This window comes from Streptomyces sp. NPDC015139, from assembly GCF_043079785.1.
Taxonomy (GTDB): domain Bacteria; phylum Actinomycetota; class Actinomycetes; order Streptomycetales; family Streptomycetaceae; genus Streptomyces; species Streptomyces albidocamelliae.
The window spans coordinates 61,500-75,450 of sequence record NZ_JBIBUW010000009.1 but is presented as its reverse complement, the minus strand read 5'-3'; the positions used below and the strand labels follow the sequence as shown (position 1 = coordinate 75,450).

Below are 13,951 nucleotides of genomic sequence, written 5' to 3'. Positions count from 1 at the left end.
GGTCGTCATGAGGCCGGGCCGAGCGCGGCGAACCGGCGGTTGAAGTAGACGGCGGGCGCGCCCGACTCGGTGAGGTGCGTGCCGACGACCCTGCCGACGACGATCACGTGGTCACCCGCGTCGTGCCGCTGCTGCACCAGGCACTCCACGACGGCGAGGGCGTCGTCGACGACCACACCTCCCCGCGCGGTGCGCCCCAGGCCGCCCGGGCCGAACTTCTCGGCCCCGGCCGTCGCGAACCGCACGGCCAGCTCCGCGTGGTGCTCGCGCAGCACGCTCACCGCGAACTCGGAGGCACGCGCGAACACCGGGAAGCACTGCGCCGACCGGGCGACGCAGAGCAGGACCAGCGGCGGGTCCAGGGAGACCGAGCAGAAGGAACTGACGGTCAGCCCGTGGGGCCGCCCGCGCTCGTCGCGCACGGTGGCGATGGCGACCCCCGTCGGGAACCGCGCCATGGCCTCCCGGAGCCCGCCGGTCGTCTCCACGACCTCCTTGAGTCCCTCAGTCATCCCGGGCCCCCGCGGCGCGTACGACGACCGCCGAGTTGAAGCCCCACTTGCCGCGCGCCAGCACCAGCGCCGCCCGGACCGGGACCTCCCGGGGCGCGCCGCGCACGAGGTCGATGCCGTACTCCTCGGGCACCTCGTCCGTGCCGTACGTCGGCGGGATCACGCCCTCGCGCAGGCTGAGCAGCGCGGCGGCCACGTCCAGCGGGCCGCCGCCGGAGCACAGCCGGCCGGTCAGGGCCTTGGGCGCGGTCACCGGTACGCCGTGCGGACCGAACAGCCCGCTGACGGCCTCGGCCTCCACACGGTCGAGGTCCGGGCTGCCCGCCGCGTCCGCGAACACCACGTCGATGTCATCGGGCGCCAGCCCCGCGTCCGCCAGGGCGAGTTCGGCCGCCCTGCGCAGGCCAGGCGGCCGGCCGGAGCCCGGAGCGGGGTCGAAGGTGGAGGCGTAGCCGGCGATCTCCCCGTACACCTGCCGGGCACCCCGCTCCCGCGCCGTCCGCGGGTCCTCCAGGACGAGGATCGCGCCGCCCTCGCCGGGCACATGGCCGCCGGCGTGCGTGCCGAACGGCTGGTAGGCCCGGTCCGGGTCGCCGGAGGTGGTCAGCCGCCCGCCGGCGATCTGCGACACCCAGCCCCAGGGGTCGAACGCCGAGTCGACGCCGCCCGTCACGACCATCGGCGTGCCGCGCCGGATCGTACGCCGGGCGTGCCCGATCGCGTCCAGACCGCCGGCCTGCTCGGCGACCAGGGCGCTGCTGGGGCCGCGCAGCTGGTGGCGGATGGAGATCTGGCCGGTGTTCACCGCGTAGAACCAGGCGAACGACTCGTACACGCTGACCTTCTCCGGGCCCTGCGACCACAGCTTGCGGAACTCGCGGTGCGTGAACTCGAAGCCGCCCTGCGCGTTGCCGGTGACCACGCCCATGTCGTAGTCGGCGTAGGCGCCGGGCTCGATCCCCGCGTCGGCGAGCGCCCGTTCGGCGGCGACCAGGGCGTACCGGGTGGAGACGTCCGTCTGCGGCAGCAACCTGCCCGGCAGCTGGGCGGACGCGTCGAAGTCCCGGATCTCACCGGCCAGCCGGACCGGATGGCGGGACACGTCGAAGCGGGTCAGGGTGCCGATGCCGGTCCGCCCCTCGACCGTGGCCGCCCAGTAGGGCTCCGGGCCGGTGGCGTTCGGCGCGATCAGGCCGATTCCGGTGACGAGTGCGCTGCTCACGCGGTACCTCCAGGGACGTGCCGGAGCACCATGGCGGACTGGAAGCCGCCGAAGCCGCTGCCGACGGTCAGGACGTTGCGCAGACCGCGCTCGCGCGCCGTCAGCGGCACGTAGTCCAGGTCGCACTCGGGGTCCGCCTCGTGCAGGTTGGCCGTGGGCGGGACCACGCCGTTCTCCAGGGCGAGGGCCGAGGCGGCGATCTCGATCGAGCCGATCGCGCCCAGCGAGTGCCCGACCATCGACTTGATGGAACTGACGGGCGTGCGCCGGGCGTGCTCGCCCAGGCTGCGCTTGTAGGCGGCGGTCTCGTGGCGGTCGTTCTGCTTGGTGCCCGAGCCGTGCGCGTTGATGTAGTCGATGTCCGTGGCATCGGTGCGCGCCTCGTCGAGGGCCGAGCGGATCGCCTCGGCCATCTCGCGGCCGTCCGCCTTCAGCCCGGTCATGTGGTACGCGTTGCAGCGCGTGGCGTAGCCGGTGATCTCGGCGTAGATGTGCGCGCCGCGGGCCCGGGCGTGCTCGTACTCCTCCAGGACGAACATCGCGGCGCCCTCGGCGAGGACGAAGCCGTTGCGGGTGCGGTCGAACGGCCGGGAGGCCCGCTCGGGTTCGTCGTTGCGCGAGGTGGTCGCCTTGATGGCGTCGAAGCAGGCCACGACGATCGGCGTGACCGGAGTGTCGCCGGCACCGGCGAGCATCACGTCGGCGCTGCCCTCCTCGATGAGCCGGCAGGCGTGGCCCACGGAGTCGATCCCGGAGGTGCAGCCGTTGGAGACCATGGCCACCGGGCCCTCGGCGCCCACCGTCCAGGCCACCTCGGCCGGCATCACGCTCGGCACCAGGTAGTCGAACATGTGCGGGGACAGGTTGGCGGTGTCCATCAGCCAGTCGCGTCCGCTGTCCGACAGCACCAGGTACTCCTGTTCCAGGCTGGTCGCCGCGGCCACCGCGCTGCCCAGACTCACCCCGATCCGGCCGGGATCCAGCCGCTCGAAGCCGAGCCCGCTGTCGGCGACCGCGTCCCGCGCGCAGACCACCGTGAACTGCGTGGCCCGGTCCATGCGCCGGATCTCCAGGGGGGTCAGTCCCTCCAGCACGGGGTCGAAGTCGGCCTCGCCGGCGATCTGCGACCGATAGGGCGACGGATCGAAGAAGGAGATGCGGCGGATGGCGCTGCGGCCGGAGGTCAGCAGCTCCCAGAACGCCTTCACCCCGTTCCCGCCGGGCGTCCGCACCCCCATGCCGGTGATCACCGTGCGGCGGGTCATCGCGTCCCGCCCGTCTGCCGAGCCGCTGCTGACTCGTTCACCTTGTGGCCCCCTTCGTGCCGAAGCTGACGGCGTACGGCCATGTGCCGTGCGCCGCGCCCAACATGACCGACACCGCCCTACGGGCCGCTGGGACGGCGCTGGGAGGATGGTGGGGCGCCCGCCGGGGCCCGGCGGACCACCCGAACGGCCGGTCACAACCAGCCATTCGGCGAGTGGGGAGCGGACGCCGGGCCCGTAGCATGAAAGACATGGCATATCGGGACTGGGGGAACCCGCAGCGTGCCCTGACGGTTGCGGCCGCGCTGATGCAGGCACCCATCAAGCAGGTACTGTCCACGCTCTCCGACGCGCTGTCCGACCTGGTGGCGCACGAGGCCCTGGTGATGCTGACCGGCGACTGCCCGACGTCGGCGACCTGGAGCCATGGGGACGCCGAGCTGACCGAGGCGGTCACCGCGGCCGAGATGGCCCAGCTCGCCACACACGTCGACATCGGCAGGCCGCGGTTCGACCGGGCGAGACTCGCCGACGCCTCACGCCCGGTCCTCGCGGTGGCCTCGGCGCCACCCGGCTCGGCGGGCGCGCTGCTCGCGGTGCTGCCGGTGGAGGGCACCGCACCCGACCCCGAAGTCCTGCCCGTCGTACAGCAGTTGTGGGATCTGGCGATGCTGCGGGTGATGGCCCTGTGGCCCACCGTCGTCCCCGTCAACCAGACGGCGCCCTGGATGGCGAACAGCGAACGCGCGCGCATCGTCTCCGATCTGACGGACTCCCACGCGTCGACGCTCACCTCGCTGATCGGGCTGCTGCGCAACCGCAGCCTCGACGACGGCACGGCCCGCCGGACCGCCGTCGACCTGGCGGTGTCCTCGCTGATCGAACTGCGCTCGGTCGGCGACACCGAGCGGGTACCGGGGGAGGAGACGGCCCACGACGCCTTCGGACGGCTCACCGAGATGCTCGGACTGCTGTCCCGGTACGGCAACGTGCGGCTGGAGTTCGAGGGCCCGGTGGGGGAGGCGGCCGAGCGGCTGATCCCCTCGGTGATCGCCCAGACGGCGCGCACGACGACCCGCGGCACCGTGCTGACCATGCTGGAGCAGGGCGCGGTGAGCCGGGTCCGGATCAGCTGGCACGTCGAGGAGTCCGAGGTGCGCGCGGTGATCCGGGACGACGGCCCCGGCACCCTGGCCGGTGACGCCCTCGCCGTGCACCGGCTCACCGACCGGGCGGCGGCCGTCAGCGGTGCCGTGGACGTCGACGCGGTACCGGGATGGGGAACGATCGTCACCGTCCGGCTGCCGCTGGCCGCGCCGGAACGGCAGCGCAACGACCCGCTCGGCGACCTCAACCCGCGGGAGCTCGACGTCCTGGAACTGCTCGTCCAGGGCCACCGCAACCGCGCCATCGCCGGGCGCCTGCTGATCAGCGAGCACACGGTGAAGTTCCACGTGGCGAAGATCCTGAAGAAGCTCGACGTCAGCACGCGGGGCGAGGCGGCGGCGCTGGCACTGGCGGCGGGGTTCCCGACCGCGCCGGCGTTGACGTCGTAACCCTGGTCCACCGACGTCGTCGTAGGAACGCCCTACGGCAGACCCGAGGGCCGCGACCACACATCCGTGGTCGCGGCCCTCGAACGTGCCCACTTCCTAGGCGCGGTCCCTGCGCCACACGAGAACCCTGCGGTGCTCCACCCCGTCGACGCGGGTGCGGGCGTGCAGCGTCAGACGGCCCTCTGCCAGCGTCGCCTCCCGGGTCTGCTCGGTGTCGGTCCAGTCGGGCCGGGGGGTGACCTCGATCCGGTGCACGATCCGGGAGCCCTCCAGACGCCAGGTCCCGGCGTAGCCCATGTACGGGACGGGGCCGGGGTCCGGACCGCGCATCATGTGCACCGAGACGTGCCCGTCCCGGGTGTAGAGGAGCCGGCCCCGGGGCGCGTCGCCCAGGGGGCCCACGCCGGGGGTGCCGGCGCCGTCCAGTTCCCGGAACGACACCAGGTGCCACACCCCGACCAGGTCGTCAGCGCGCATGACCGCCCTCGTCGTCGAGAAGGGCCACCACCCGGGTCCAGCCCGCCCCCGCCCCGGCGACCGCCACCGGGAAGCACACCACGGTGAAGCCCGTCGGCGCGGGCAGTGCGGCCAGCTGCGCGAGCTTCTCCAACTGGAGGTACTCGCGCGTGCGGCCGTAGACGTGCGCGGGCCACAGGGTCTTCTTGTCGCCGGTCCGGCGGTAGTCGTCGATCATCGACCGCATGGGCCGGTCAAGACCCCAGGCGTCGATGCCGATCACCCGCACCCCGGACTCCACGAGGAACGCCGTGCCCTCACCGGTCAGGCCCGGGTACTTCGTCAGGTACTCGGCCTCGCCCCACAGCGCGTCGGCACCGGTCCACAGCAGGACGATGTCGCCGGGCCGCAGGGTGTGTCCGGCCGCGCGCAGTGCCGCGCGCAGATGCTCCACCGTGATGCCCTCGCCGGGCGGCACATGCCGCACGTCCAGCCGTACGCCCGGACCCACGCACCACTCCAGCGGGACCTGGTCGATGCTCTTGGCGGGCGCGCCGCCGCTCAGCGGGCCGTAGTGCAGCGGCGCGTCCATGTGCGTGCCGGTGTGGGTGGTCAGCGTCACCGTCTCGTTGGAGATCGCCATCCCGTCCGGGAAGTCCTCGGGCGTCAGACCGAGGACGGTGGCGCCGGTGACGTGGTCGAGGAGTTCCACCGTGACGGGTGTCGCCTCGCTCGGCGTGTGCCGGGTGACCACGCTCAGGTCGACGAGGCGCCTCACTCGGCGGCGCCCTCGACGGCGAGCTTCTCCGCCTCGTCCTTGACCGCGCCGAGGTCCGCCACGCTGTTGCGCTCCACCGCCGCCTTGATCATCTCGTCGGCCTGTTCGTACGTGAACTTCCCGGCGATCAGGCCGTCCTCCGGCTCGCGGGGCTTGAAGTCGTGGGTCAGGACCAGCTGGGTGGTGTGCTCGTCGATGGGCAGGGCCCGCCACTCGCCGCCCATGTAACCCATCATCGGGGCGTTCTCCAGCTGCCGGTAGGCGATGACGCGGCGGCCGGCGTCGATGTCCCGCCGGGAGATCCAGGACTGCACCTCGCCGTTGACGTCGACGGTCAGGCGGGCGATCTGGTGCTCGGGCGACTCCTCCAGCATCTTCACGTCCTCCGTGGGCGGGAAGATGCGCGCGTAGCCCTCGACGTCGACGAGGACGTCCCAGACGATCGCGGCCGGGGCGTCGACGGTGACGGTGTGTTCGGTGTGGTGCATGGGACTCTCCTTCGTGAGTGCGGGCGCGATGACGTGGAGCAGGTCGTCGTGGTTGGCGTAGGCGGCGTCGTACTCGATGCGGGACCGCCAGCCGGCGATGTGCTCGTGCACGTGCGGAAGCTCCGAGAACGCCCGCAGGTCGTCGAGGTCGCGGCAGGCGAACTGGGCCACGGCGTTGGCGGTCGTCCCGGCGGCGTGGTCGTCGACCGGCAGCCGGTGGTGCGGTCCGTGACCGAAGTGCGTGACGAGGCCCGAGCCGCGCGCGATCTTCTCCAGGTCGGTGAAGAACTCGCGGCGCTGGGACTCGTCGACCGAGTCCGCGAACCGGTAGACGAGGGTGTGGATGATCACGGGCTCTCCTCCGAGGCACACGGGAAGCGGTAACGGGCCACAGCGTCCCGGCGGTGCCTCGCAGTCGGCTGGGAGCGCGCTGGTGTCCGGCGTGCACCGCGCCAGGCACGTCCAAGCGCCGGCCAAGCGAAATACGGGCGGTGGCGGCGAGGCTCCCGGTCGCCGACCGGCCGCGCCCGGCTGCGACAGCGCCCGGGGCGGTCCACCGTACGAGTCGAGGAGAGACCAGCATGGCCCCGACACCGAGCACCGACCCCCCGCACACGACGACCTCCGTACCGCCGGACCGTCAGGCGCTGGTGGCGGCCGCCCGGGACGTGGCCCAGGAGGCCGCCCGGTGCGCCGCCGCCGCCGAGCGGGAGCGGCGCCTGGCACCGGACGTCGTCAAGGCGGCCGTGGCCGCCGGCTTCGCGCGGCACCTGGTGCCCGCGGCACACGGCGGCACCGAGGGGACCTTCCTGGAACTCGGGCGGGCCGTGAGCGCCGTCGGCGAGGGCTGCGCGGCGACCGCCTGGTGCGTCTCGCTCGCCGCGCACGTCGGCCGGATGGCGGCCCATCTGCCGCGGGAGGGCCGCCAGGAGGTGTGGGCCGAGGGACCCGACGCGTTTATCGTCGCCTCCCTCACCCCGCTCGGCACCGCGCACCCCGCCCCCGGCGGCCATCGGCTCAGCGGCACCTGGCGCTTCGTCAGCGCGATCGACCACGCCGACTGGGCGCTGCTCGCGGCGAACCCGCCGGCCGGGTCCGGCCCGGCCGGCGCCCCCCGTGTCTTCGCGGTGCCCCGCGGCGCCTGGCGCACCGAGGACACCTGGCACAACGTCGGCATGGCCGCGACCGGCAGCCACACCGTCACCGTCGAGCACGTGTTCGTGCCCCAGGCCCGCTCCGTCAGCCGTGAGGACCTCTTCAGCGGGCGGGGCGCCGTCGACGTCGCGCCGGGCCTGGCGGTCCCGATGCAGGGCACGACCATGATGTTCGCGGCCCCCGCACTGGGCGCCGCCAAGGGCGCGCTCGCGGCCTGGCGGCGGCACGCCGAACGCAAGATCCGCGCGGCGGCGCGCAACCCCGCTCCCACGCTGCCCGGCATGCCGTCCTTCCACCGCGTCACCTGGGACGTGACCCTGACGCGGAGCGCCGGCGAGATCGACGCGGCCGAGCTGCTCCTGGAGCGCGCCGCCCGCAGCGCCGACGACAGCGGCCACGGTCTCACCCCGGCGCAGACCATGCGGGGCTGGCGCGACTGCGCCATGGCCACCGACCTCCTCGTCGGCGTCGCCAACCGGCTCTTCCGCGGCGTCGGCACCACCGGCCAGTCCACGGCCGAACCGGTGCAGCGGTTCTGGCGGGACGTCAACTCGATGGCCGGCCACCAGGGTCTCCAGGTGGAGTCCGCCGCCACCGCCTACGCCTACCAGTCGCTCGGCTTCTGATCCGCCCACCGACCCCGCGCACGTCCTTCGGAAGGAACCCGTATGTCCCTGAGCCGCCGCACGGCACTCACCGTCACCGCCGCCGCACTCGCCGGCACCGCCCTGTCGGCCGGACCGGCCTCGGCGAGGGGCACCGCCTCGTCCGCCGGCCGGCGCGTCCTGTTCGAGGACGACTTCTCCGGCGGCTTCGCCACCAGCGGCCCGGGCGCCCGCTGGACCCGGATCCCCTTCGGCGGCGGCGTCGGCGAGGACGCCGTGGCCGACACGTCCGGGCGCGGCCTGCGCCTCGCCGCCAAGGGCAGCAACCCGCACACCGGCGAGCCCGCCTTCACCCTGACCCTCGGCCAGCACGAGCCGAGCGGCCTGCCCGGCTCGCTCGACCACGTCAAGTGGCTGTCGTACCCGGACCAGCACACCGCCGAGGGCACGCTGGGCTTCACCGCCGAGCCCGGCCGCCTCCTGGTCGCCGAGGCGCGGCTGACGGCCGGCACGTTCGGCACGGCGGCGCACCCGTTCGGCTCCGCGGTCGCCGACCCGCACGACGATCTGCGCCTCGCCATGGCCGGACTGCCCGCGGAGGACCAGGAGACCGGCATCGCGGTCGACTTCTTCTTCACCGACAAGACGGTGTACGCGTTCTACGAGCGCCTCCCCAACCACCGCGACACCCTCGGTGACTACGCGGCCTTCACCTACGCCGTGCCGGTCGCCCGCCGCTCCTCGCCCACCGCCGAACACCACGTCCGTATCGAGTACGACCGCTCCCGGGGCGTGATCCGCTGGTGCCTGGAGGGGCGCGAGGTGTTCACCGTCGACCGGATCGGCCAGTTGCTGCCCTCCCGACGCCACCTGCTGCTCGACCACGGCGGCACACCGGCCACGGTGACGCCGCGCCAGTTCACCTTCGGGCTCGGTCTGTTCGACGCCCTCGACGGCGCGCGCCCCGGCGTGCCCGGTTCGGGCCTGGTCCGGCTGACCACGGAGACGGGGCACTACTACGACCCGGCGCGCGGCGAGCCCACCGCTCAGACCTTCCTCGACGACGCGAGCCGTCCGGAGAACCGTCTGTGGGGTCAGGGCGCGGCCCTCGGGGTCCGCAGGTTCACCGTCTTCAGCCGGAACGCCGGCTGACGGAGCCCCGCCCCGCCGTCCCTCCGGGGGCGGCACCACCACCGACCACCGTCCCACCCCCCTCGACGGGGGGGGGGGGGGGGGGGGGGGGGCGCGGGGGGGCGCCCCCCCCCCCCCCCCCGGGGGGCCGGCGGAGGGCGGCGACGACCGGCCGCACCCAAAAGACCCCCCCCCCCCCCGCCCCGCGGGCCCGCGGGGGGGGGCACCACCCCCCCCCCCGGGCCCACCCCCCTCGCGGGCGGCGGCGGCCGGGCGCGCCGCGGGCGGGGCCGCCGACGCCGTCCCTTGCCGTTCCCGAGGAGTTCCGTCATGCCGTCCTCCTACGACTTCGACCCCCAACTCGCCCCGGAGGCAAAGGGGATGCGGCCGCTGGACTACGCCGATCCCGAGTCGGCCCGGGCGGTCATGCGCCAGGTGATGGCCAAGCAGCCGCACTACGAGCACCTCGACCGGGTCCGGGTGAGCGACCGGGTGCTGCCCGTCGCGGGCGGCCCCGGCCTCACCGTGCGGGTGTACGCCCCGGCAGCCCGGCCCGGTGACCCGCTGCCCGCGCTCCTCTTCCCGCACTGGGGCGGGTTCGTCACCGGGGACCTGGACACCCCGCGCGCGTTCGCCGCCCGGATCGCGGACCAGGTGGGCGCGGTGGTGGTCTCGCCCGACTACCGCCTCGCCCCCGAACACCCGTTCCCGGCGGGCCTGGACGACTGCTGGGCCGCACTGGAGTGGACCCGCGCGCACGCCGGTGAACTGGGCGTCGACCCGGACCGGATCGGTGTGGGCGGGTTCAGCGCGGGCGGCGCCCTGGCGGCGGCCCTGGCACTGCGCGCCCGCGACACCGGCGGTCCGCGCATCCGCTACCAGTACCTGCTCTTCCCGCAGCTCGACGACCGCCTGGAGACCGTCTCCGCACGGGAGTTCACGGACACACCGGTGCTGGACCGGGCCGCCCTGGTGCTCAGCTGGAAGCACTACACCGGTTCCGGACCGGCTTCCCACCTCGCGGCCCCGGCCCGTGCCGAGGACCTGTCGGGGCTGCCGCCGGCGTTCGTCGGGGTGTGCGCGTACGATCCGCTGAGGGACGAGGGGATCCACTTCGCGCACCGGCTGATCCAGGCGGGCGTGTCCACCGAACTGGTCCACTACCCCGGGACGTTCCACGCTTCCGTCGGCATCGGGCACGCCGCCGTGTCCCGCCGGATGGTGCGCGACCAGATCGACGCGCTGCGCCGCGGTCTGCGGGCGGACTGAGCGGACCGGCGTACGAGGCGGAAGAGACAGAAGAGACAGAAGAGGGTGCCCCGGGGATGTGCGTCCCCGGGGCACCCTCTTCGTGCGTGGTGCCGGCGTCAGGCGGCCGTGCGCTCCCGCGCGGTGCGCAGCAGCAGGGCGTGTTCCGCCACCCGGCGCCCGAGGTGGGCAGCGGTGAGCAGGTCGCCCTTGCGCATGGACTCCGCACCCTGGTCGCCCGGGCACTGGCCCATGGCGCCCAGCCAGCCGCCCAGCCGGTTCAGGTCGTTCTCCGTGTCACCGGGCAGCAGGTCGAGGTTCACCCAGTGCATTCCGTGCTGTGCGGCGAGCACCGTGAAGTACTGGAGCGTGTTCAGCTTGTCGCCGCTCATCGCGCCGGACGTGGTGAAGCCGGCCGCGACCTTGTCCTTCCACGCCAGCCCGTACCAGCGCCCGCTGGTGGCCGCGGCGAAGGTGTGGAAGGCGGGGCTCGCCGAACCCATGTAGGTGGGTGATCCGAAGATGATCGCGTCGGCGGCGTCGAGCCGGGCCCAGTCCTCCTCGGTGATGCCGTCGACCTTGACCACCTCGACCGCGGCGCCCGCCACGGACCTGATGCCCTCCTCGACCCCCTCGGCCATTCTCGTGGTGTGCCCGTACCCGCTGTGATAAGCGATGGCGACGGATACCGGGTTCTCGGACATGCGTTTCCCTCCGGACAGCCAAGAATTGTGTGGGTGAATACCCGCCCGATCTCCGCTGCCGCGGCTCGGGCACGCTTCCAGGCTGTCAGCAATAGCTGCGCCGGGGGACTGCTCCTTCGGCTAACAGAACCTGCCCGAAGGAGTGGTCGGCGGACTGGCCCGCCGGAATTCCGGTCATGAGGTCCTGCTGCAGCGTCTGCAGTTCCGGTGCGGGTTCGATGCCCAGTTCCGTGTCGAGTATGCGACAGAGATTTCGGTAGGCCTGGATGGCCTCGGCCCGCCGCGCGCTTTTGTACAAGGCCTTGATCAACTGGGCGTGGAAACTCTCGTTGAGCGGGTTCTCCGCGACCAGCAGGCGCAGTCGCGGGATGATCTCCTGATGGCGGCCCAGCCGGGCGCAGGCCGCGATGTGCAGCTCGTGCGCGGACAGTCGCAGCTCGTTGATGTAGGTCAGGTGGGCGTCGAGCACCGGCCCCGTGATCATCCCGGCCAGTACCGGGCCGCGCCACAGGGCGAACGCCTGGTCGAGCAGCCCGGCGGCCTTCGCCGCGTCCCGCTGGTCGAGGGCCGTGCGGGCGCGGTTGACCAGGCCCTCGAAGACGACGCTGTCGACGGAGTCGCCGGGCACCTCGATGCTGTAGCCGGCGGGCCGGGTCACCAGGACGGACTGGCGGCCGGGGCCGATGCCGCAGAGCTTGCGGGCGTGGTAGATGTACGTCTGCAGGGTGGTCAGCGCGCTGCGCGGTACGTTCTCCCCCCACAGCTCCTCGATCAGTGTGTGGGCTCCGACGGACTCACCGTTCTGCACGACCAGCAGTCCCAGGAGCTGGCTGACTTTCGACCTGGTCAGGGTCGTCGGCCGGCCGTTGTTCAGTACTACTTCGAACTGTCCCAGCAGTTTGAACTTCAATTTCTTTCCCCCTGTTTTTCGAGCACGCGAAATGGTCCGCCGAATCGTGCAAACGATCTCCGTCCGCTACGGATGATGTAGGCGACGTCGGATGTGGCGAGAATGCTTCGCGGTGCCCCCGTGTGGCCGACCGCGTACCACCTGATGGTCCAGTCCACGTCTGTTTTGAACGGTATAAGAGCAAACGCAATCAATGCCAGCGGCTCAGAAGTGATCGGCGTCACACTAGCCGTGGACTGCTCTAATTGGCGGGTGCATTCACCGGCGCCCGGGACGGTCTTCACACAATGGCGACGAAAAGGCGTACGAATTTCCGCCGGAGTTCGTGTACGCCAAGCGGAATCACCCCGCGGGGGAACCCGCCGCGACGCTGACCAGGTGCCCGGTGCCGGTGAGATGGGTCGTGAACCGCGACTCCACGGGCCGCACCGGCCGCCCCCGGTCGTCGGTCAGCACCGCCGTACGGCCCAGCAAGCGGAATCCGAAGCCGGTGAACGGCAGCCGCAGTCCGGCCCCGAGCGCCTTGGCGTGGGCTTCCTTCAGGGTCCACAACCGCAGCAGTACGGCGGGACGTGCGGCCGGCGGCAGGCCCGCCAGCACTGCCCGTTCGTGGGGTGTACAGATGCGGCCCGCGAGTGTCTCCACCCGCACCGGCCGGTCCGCACGCTCCACATCCACCCCCACCGGCACCCCGCCCGCACCGAGCGCGAGCACCAGCCGGCTCCCGGTGTGACTCAGACTCACCTGGAGGCGGGCGTACCCGCGCAGCCGGGGCCGGCCGCCCGGATCACGGGTGAGTTCCAGGAGAAGCGGATCGACCCCGAGGACGGCCCCCGCCACGCATCTGACCAGCCGCCGGGACGCCACGAGCCGCTGCCGCACCGGCGCGGGAAGCGGCCCGGCCAGCCGCCCGCGCTCGGCGCCCGCCCACAGCGCGGCCTCCTCCTCCCGGTCCACGGCCCAGTCCGCGGCATCCGCGTGCACGGCCACATCGCCGTACCGGGCGAGCGCCGCCCGCACCGGCCCGAAGGAGTCCGCCGGCGCCACGGCGAGCAGCGGCGTCACGCCACGGCGCATCGCAGCACGTCCGCCCGCCACGCCGTACGCGCCGCCTCGGACACCGGCAGATCGAGCCGCACGGAGAGCCGGCACAGAGCCCCGCACAGGCGGGCGCGACGGGCACCGATGCCGAGGGTGGTGTCGTGGACACCGGTGTCGCGCGGCTGCCAGCCGTCGACACACGCGGCCGCGGCGGTCAGCAGGGCGTACCGCTCGGCGGGACCGTACCGCACGTCGGCGGCCGGCTCGCGGGCCACGGCGGCGGCCAGGCGGTGCCGCTCCTCCTCCAGCCCGCCGACCAGTTCCGGCAGCGGACGCGGCAGCGCGCGGTGCCGTACGGCGGTGAGGGGGTGGGCCAGACGGTCCTCGCCCGCCGCGAGGCGGTCCATCCGCCGGGCGAGCCGCCCCCACACCTGCGGCGAGCGCTCCCGTGCCGCCCGTACCAGCACCCGCCGCCGGCGCCGGTACTCGACCGCCGCGGGCTCGGGCCGGTGCAGTCCGGCCCCGAGAGCGGCAGCCAACCCGCCGACGCCCTCCAGCAACAGCAGCGGGACGAGGCACTGGGCCGCGGCCGACCGGCCACCCCCGTCGTGGCGCAGGAGCCGATCGCAGATCCACAGATCGAGGTAGCAGGCGCCCACGGCGTCCGACGGCACCCGGCCGAGGCGGCCGGTGGCAGGACCGCCCACGGCCCCGACGACGACCTCCAGCGCCGCCTCCGCGTGTTCGACCAGCCGCCGGGGCTCCAGCGGACCGAGCCCGCCGGGCACCACCCTCAGCCCGTTGGACCGGGCGCCTCCCGTCCGGGCAGGCCCCCCGCCTCCCGCGACCCGTACCCGCCGGTCGTCCGTGCCCATGGCCC

At 73.4% G+C, this 13,951-nt stretch carries 14 protein-coding genes; 4 read left to right on the top strand and 10 right to left on the bottom strand.

Annotated elements, in window-relative coordinates; genetic code table 11:
* Positions 1-5: 5 nt before the first annotated feature.
* The 3 genes from ACF08B_RS24280 to ACF08B_RS24270 are packed head-to-tail and all read right to left on the bottom strand — an operon-like array spanning position 6 to position 2,999.
* Positions 6-512 (bottom strand): flavin reductase family protein, encoded by a 507-nt coding sequence (locus ACF08B_RS24280; RefSeq protein ID WP_392319334.1) that lies wholly within the window; start codon positions 510-512, stop codon positions 6-8.
* Complete coding sequence (locus tag ACF08B_RS24275; RefSeq protein WP_392319333.1) at positions 505-1,734, bottom strand: ketosynthase chain-length factor; 1,230 nt, start codon at positions 1,732-1,734, stop codon at positions 505-507. The genes ACF08B_RS24280 and ACF08B_RS24275 overlap by 8 nt, the downstream gene beginning before the upstream one ends.
* A complete protein-coding gene (locus ACF08B_RS24270; RefSeq protein WP_392319332.1) occupies positions 1,731-2,999 on the bottom strand; it encodes a beta-ketoacyl-[acyl-carrier-protein] synthase family protein in 1,269 nt (422 codons plus the stop codon). Before ACF08B_RS24270 ends, ACF08B_RS24275 begins: the two co-directional genes overlap by 4 nt.
* A 251-nt stretch (positions 3,000-3,250) precedes the next feature.
* Here ACF08B_RS24270 and ACF08B_RS24265 point away from each other — a divergent pair, with 251 nt between their 5' ends.
* Entirely contained in the window at positions 3,251-4,555 is a 1,305-nt protein-coding gene (locus ACF08B_RS24265) for a LuxR C-terminal-related transcriptional regulator (protein ID WP_392319331.1), read from the top strand.
* Between the two features lie 96 nt (positions 4,556-4,651).
* Here ACF08B_RS24265 and ACF08B_RS24260 read toward each other — a convergent pair whose 3' ends face one another.
* Genes ACF08B_RS24260 through ACF08B_RS24250 form a run of 3 tightly spaced genes read right to left on the bottom strand, consistent with a single transcriptional unit; the run spans position 4,652 to position 6,628 of the window.
* Positions 4,652-5,032, bottom strand: a complete 381-nt coding sequence (locus tag ACF08B_RS24260) for a lipocalin-like domain-containing protein (protein ID WP_392319330.1) — start codon at positions 5,030-5,032, stop codon at positions 4,652-4,654.
* Positions 5,022-5,789: a cyclase family protein gene (locus ACF08B_RS24255; RefSeq protein ID WP_392319329.1), complete on the bottom strand. Its 768-nt coding sequence runs from the start codon at positions 5,787-5,789 to the stop codon at positions 5,022-5,024. The genes ACF08B_RS24260 and ACF08B_RS24255 overlap by 11 nt, the downstream gene beginning before the upstream one ends.
* On the bottom strand, positions 5,786-6,628 hold the full coding sequence (locus ACF08B_RS24250; RefSeq protein ID WP_392319328.1) for an aromatase/cyclase: 843 nt from the start codon (positions 6,626-6,628) through the stop codon (positions 5,786-5,788). The genes ACF08B_RS24255 and ACF08B_RS24250 overlap by 4 nt, the downstream gene beginning before the upstream one ends.
* Positions 6,629-6,858: 230 nt before the next feature.
* On the opposite strand from ACF08B_RS24250, the gene ACF08B_RS24245 reads away from it, so the two are divergent.
* The 3 genes from ACF08B_RS24245 (at position 6,859) to ACF08B_RS24235 (ending at position 10,437) form a co-directional block, all read left to right on the top strand.
* Positions 6,859-8,058, top strand: a complete 1,200-nt coding sequence (locus ACF08B_RS24245; RefSeq protein ID WP_392319327.1) for an acyl-CoA dehydrogenase family protein — start codon at positions 6,859-6,861, stop codon at positions 8,056-8,058.
* A gap of 42 nt (positions 8,059-8,100) precedes the next feature.
* Positions 8,101-9,189, top strand: a complete 1,089-nt coding sequence (locus tag ACF08B_RS24240; RefSeq protein WP_392319326.1) for a DUF6081 family protein — start codon at positions 8,101-8,103, stop codon at positions 9,187-9,189.
* Positions 9,190-9,498: 309 nt separating this feature from the next.
* A complete protein-coding gene (locus ACF08B_RS24235) occupies positions 9,499-10,437 on the top strand; it encodes an alpha/beta hydrolase (protein ID WP_392319325.1) in 939 nt (312 codons plus the stop codon).
* Positions 10,438-10,535: 98 nt separating this feature from the next.
* Here the strand turns inward: ACF08B_RS24235 and ACF08B_RS24230 are convergent, their stop codons facing one another.
* From ACF08B_RS24230 to ACF08B_RS24215, 4 genes are all read right to left on the bottom strand, one after another.
* Positions 10,536-11,120 carry a flavodoxin family protein gene (locus ACF08B_RS24230; RefSeq protein ID WP_093471988.1) on the bottom strand — a complete coding sequence of 195 codons (585 nt, stop codon included), beginning with the start codon at positions 11,118-11,120 and terminating at the stop codon, positions 10,536-10,538.
* 85 nt (positions 11,121-11,205) lie between these two features.
* Positions 11,206-12,030 (bottom strand): BTAD domain-containing putative transcriptional regulator, encoded by an 825-nt coding sequence (locus ACF08B_RS24225; RefSeq protein ID WP_392319324.1) that lies wholly within the window; start codon positions 12,028-12,030, stop codon positions 11,206-11,208.
* Between the two features lie 342 nt (positions 12,031-12,372).
* On the bottom strand, positions 12,373-13,107 hold the full coding sequence (locus tag ACF08B_RS24220) for a 4'-phosphopantetheinyl transferase family protein (protein WP_392319323.1): 735 nt from the start codon (positions 13,105-13,107) through the stop codon (positions 12,373-12,375).
* Positions 13,092-13,946 (bottom strand): hypothetical protein, encoded by an 855-nt coding sequence (locus ACF08B_RS24215; protein ID WP_392319322.1) that lies wholly within the window; start codon positions 13,944-13,946, stop codon positions 13,092-13,094. The genes ACF08B_RS24220 and ACF08B_RS24215 overlap by 16 nt, the downstream gene beginning before the upstream one ends.
* Positions 13,947-13,951: the final 5 nt, after the last annotated feature.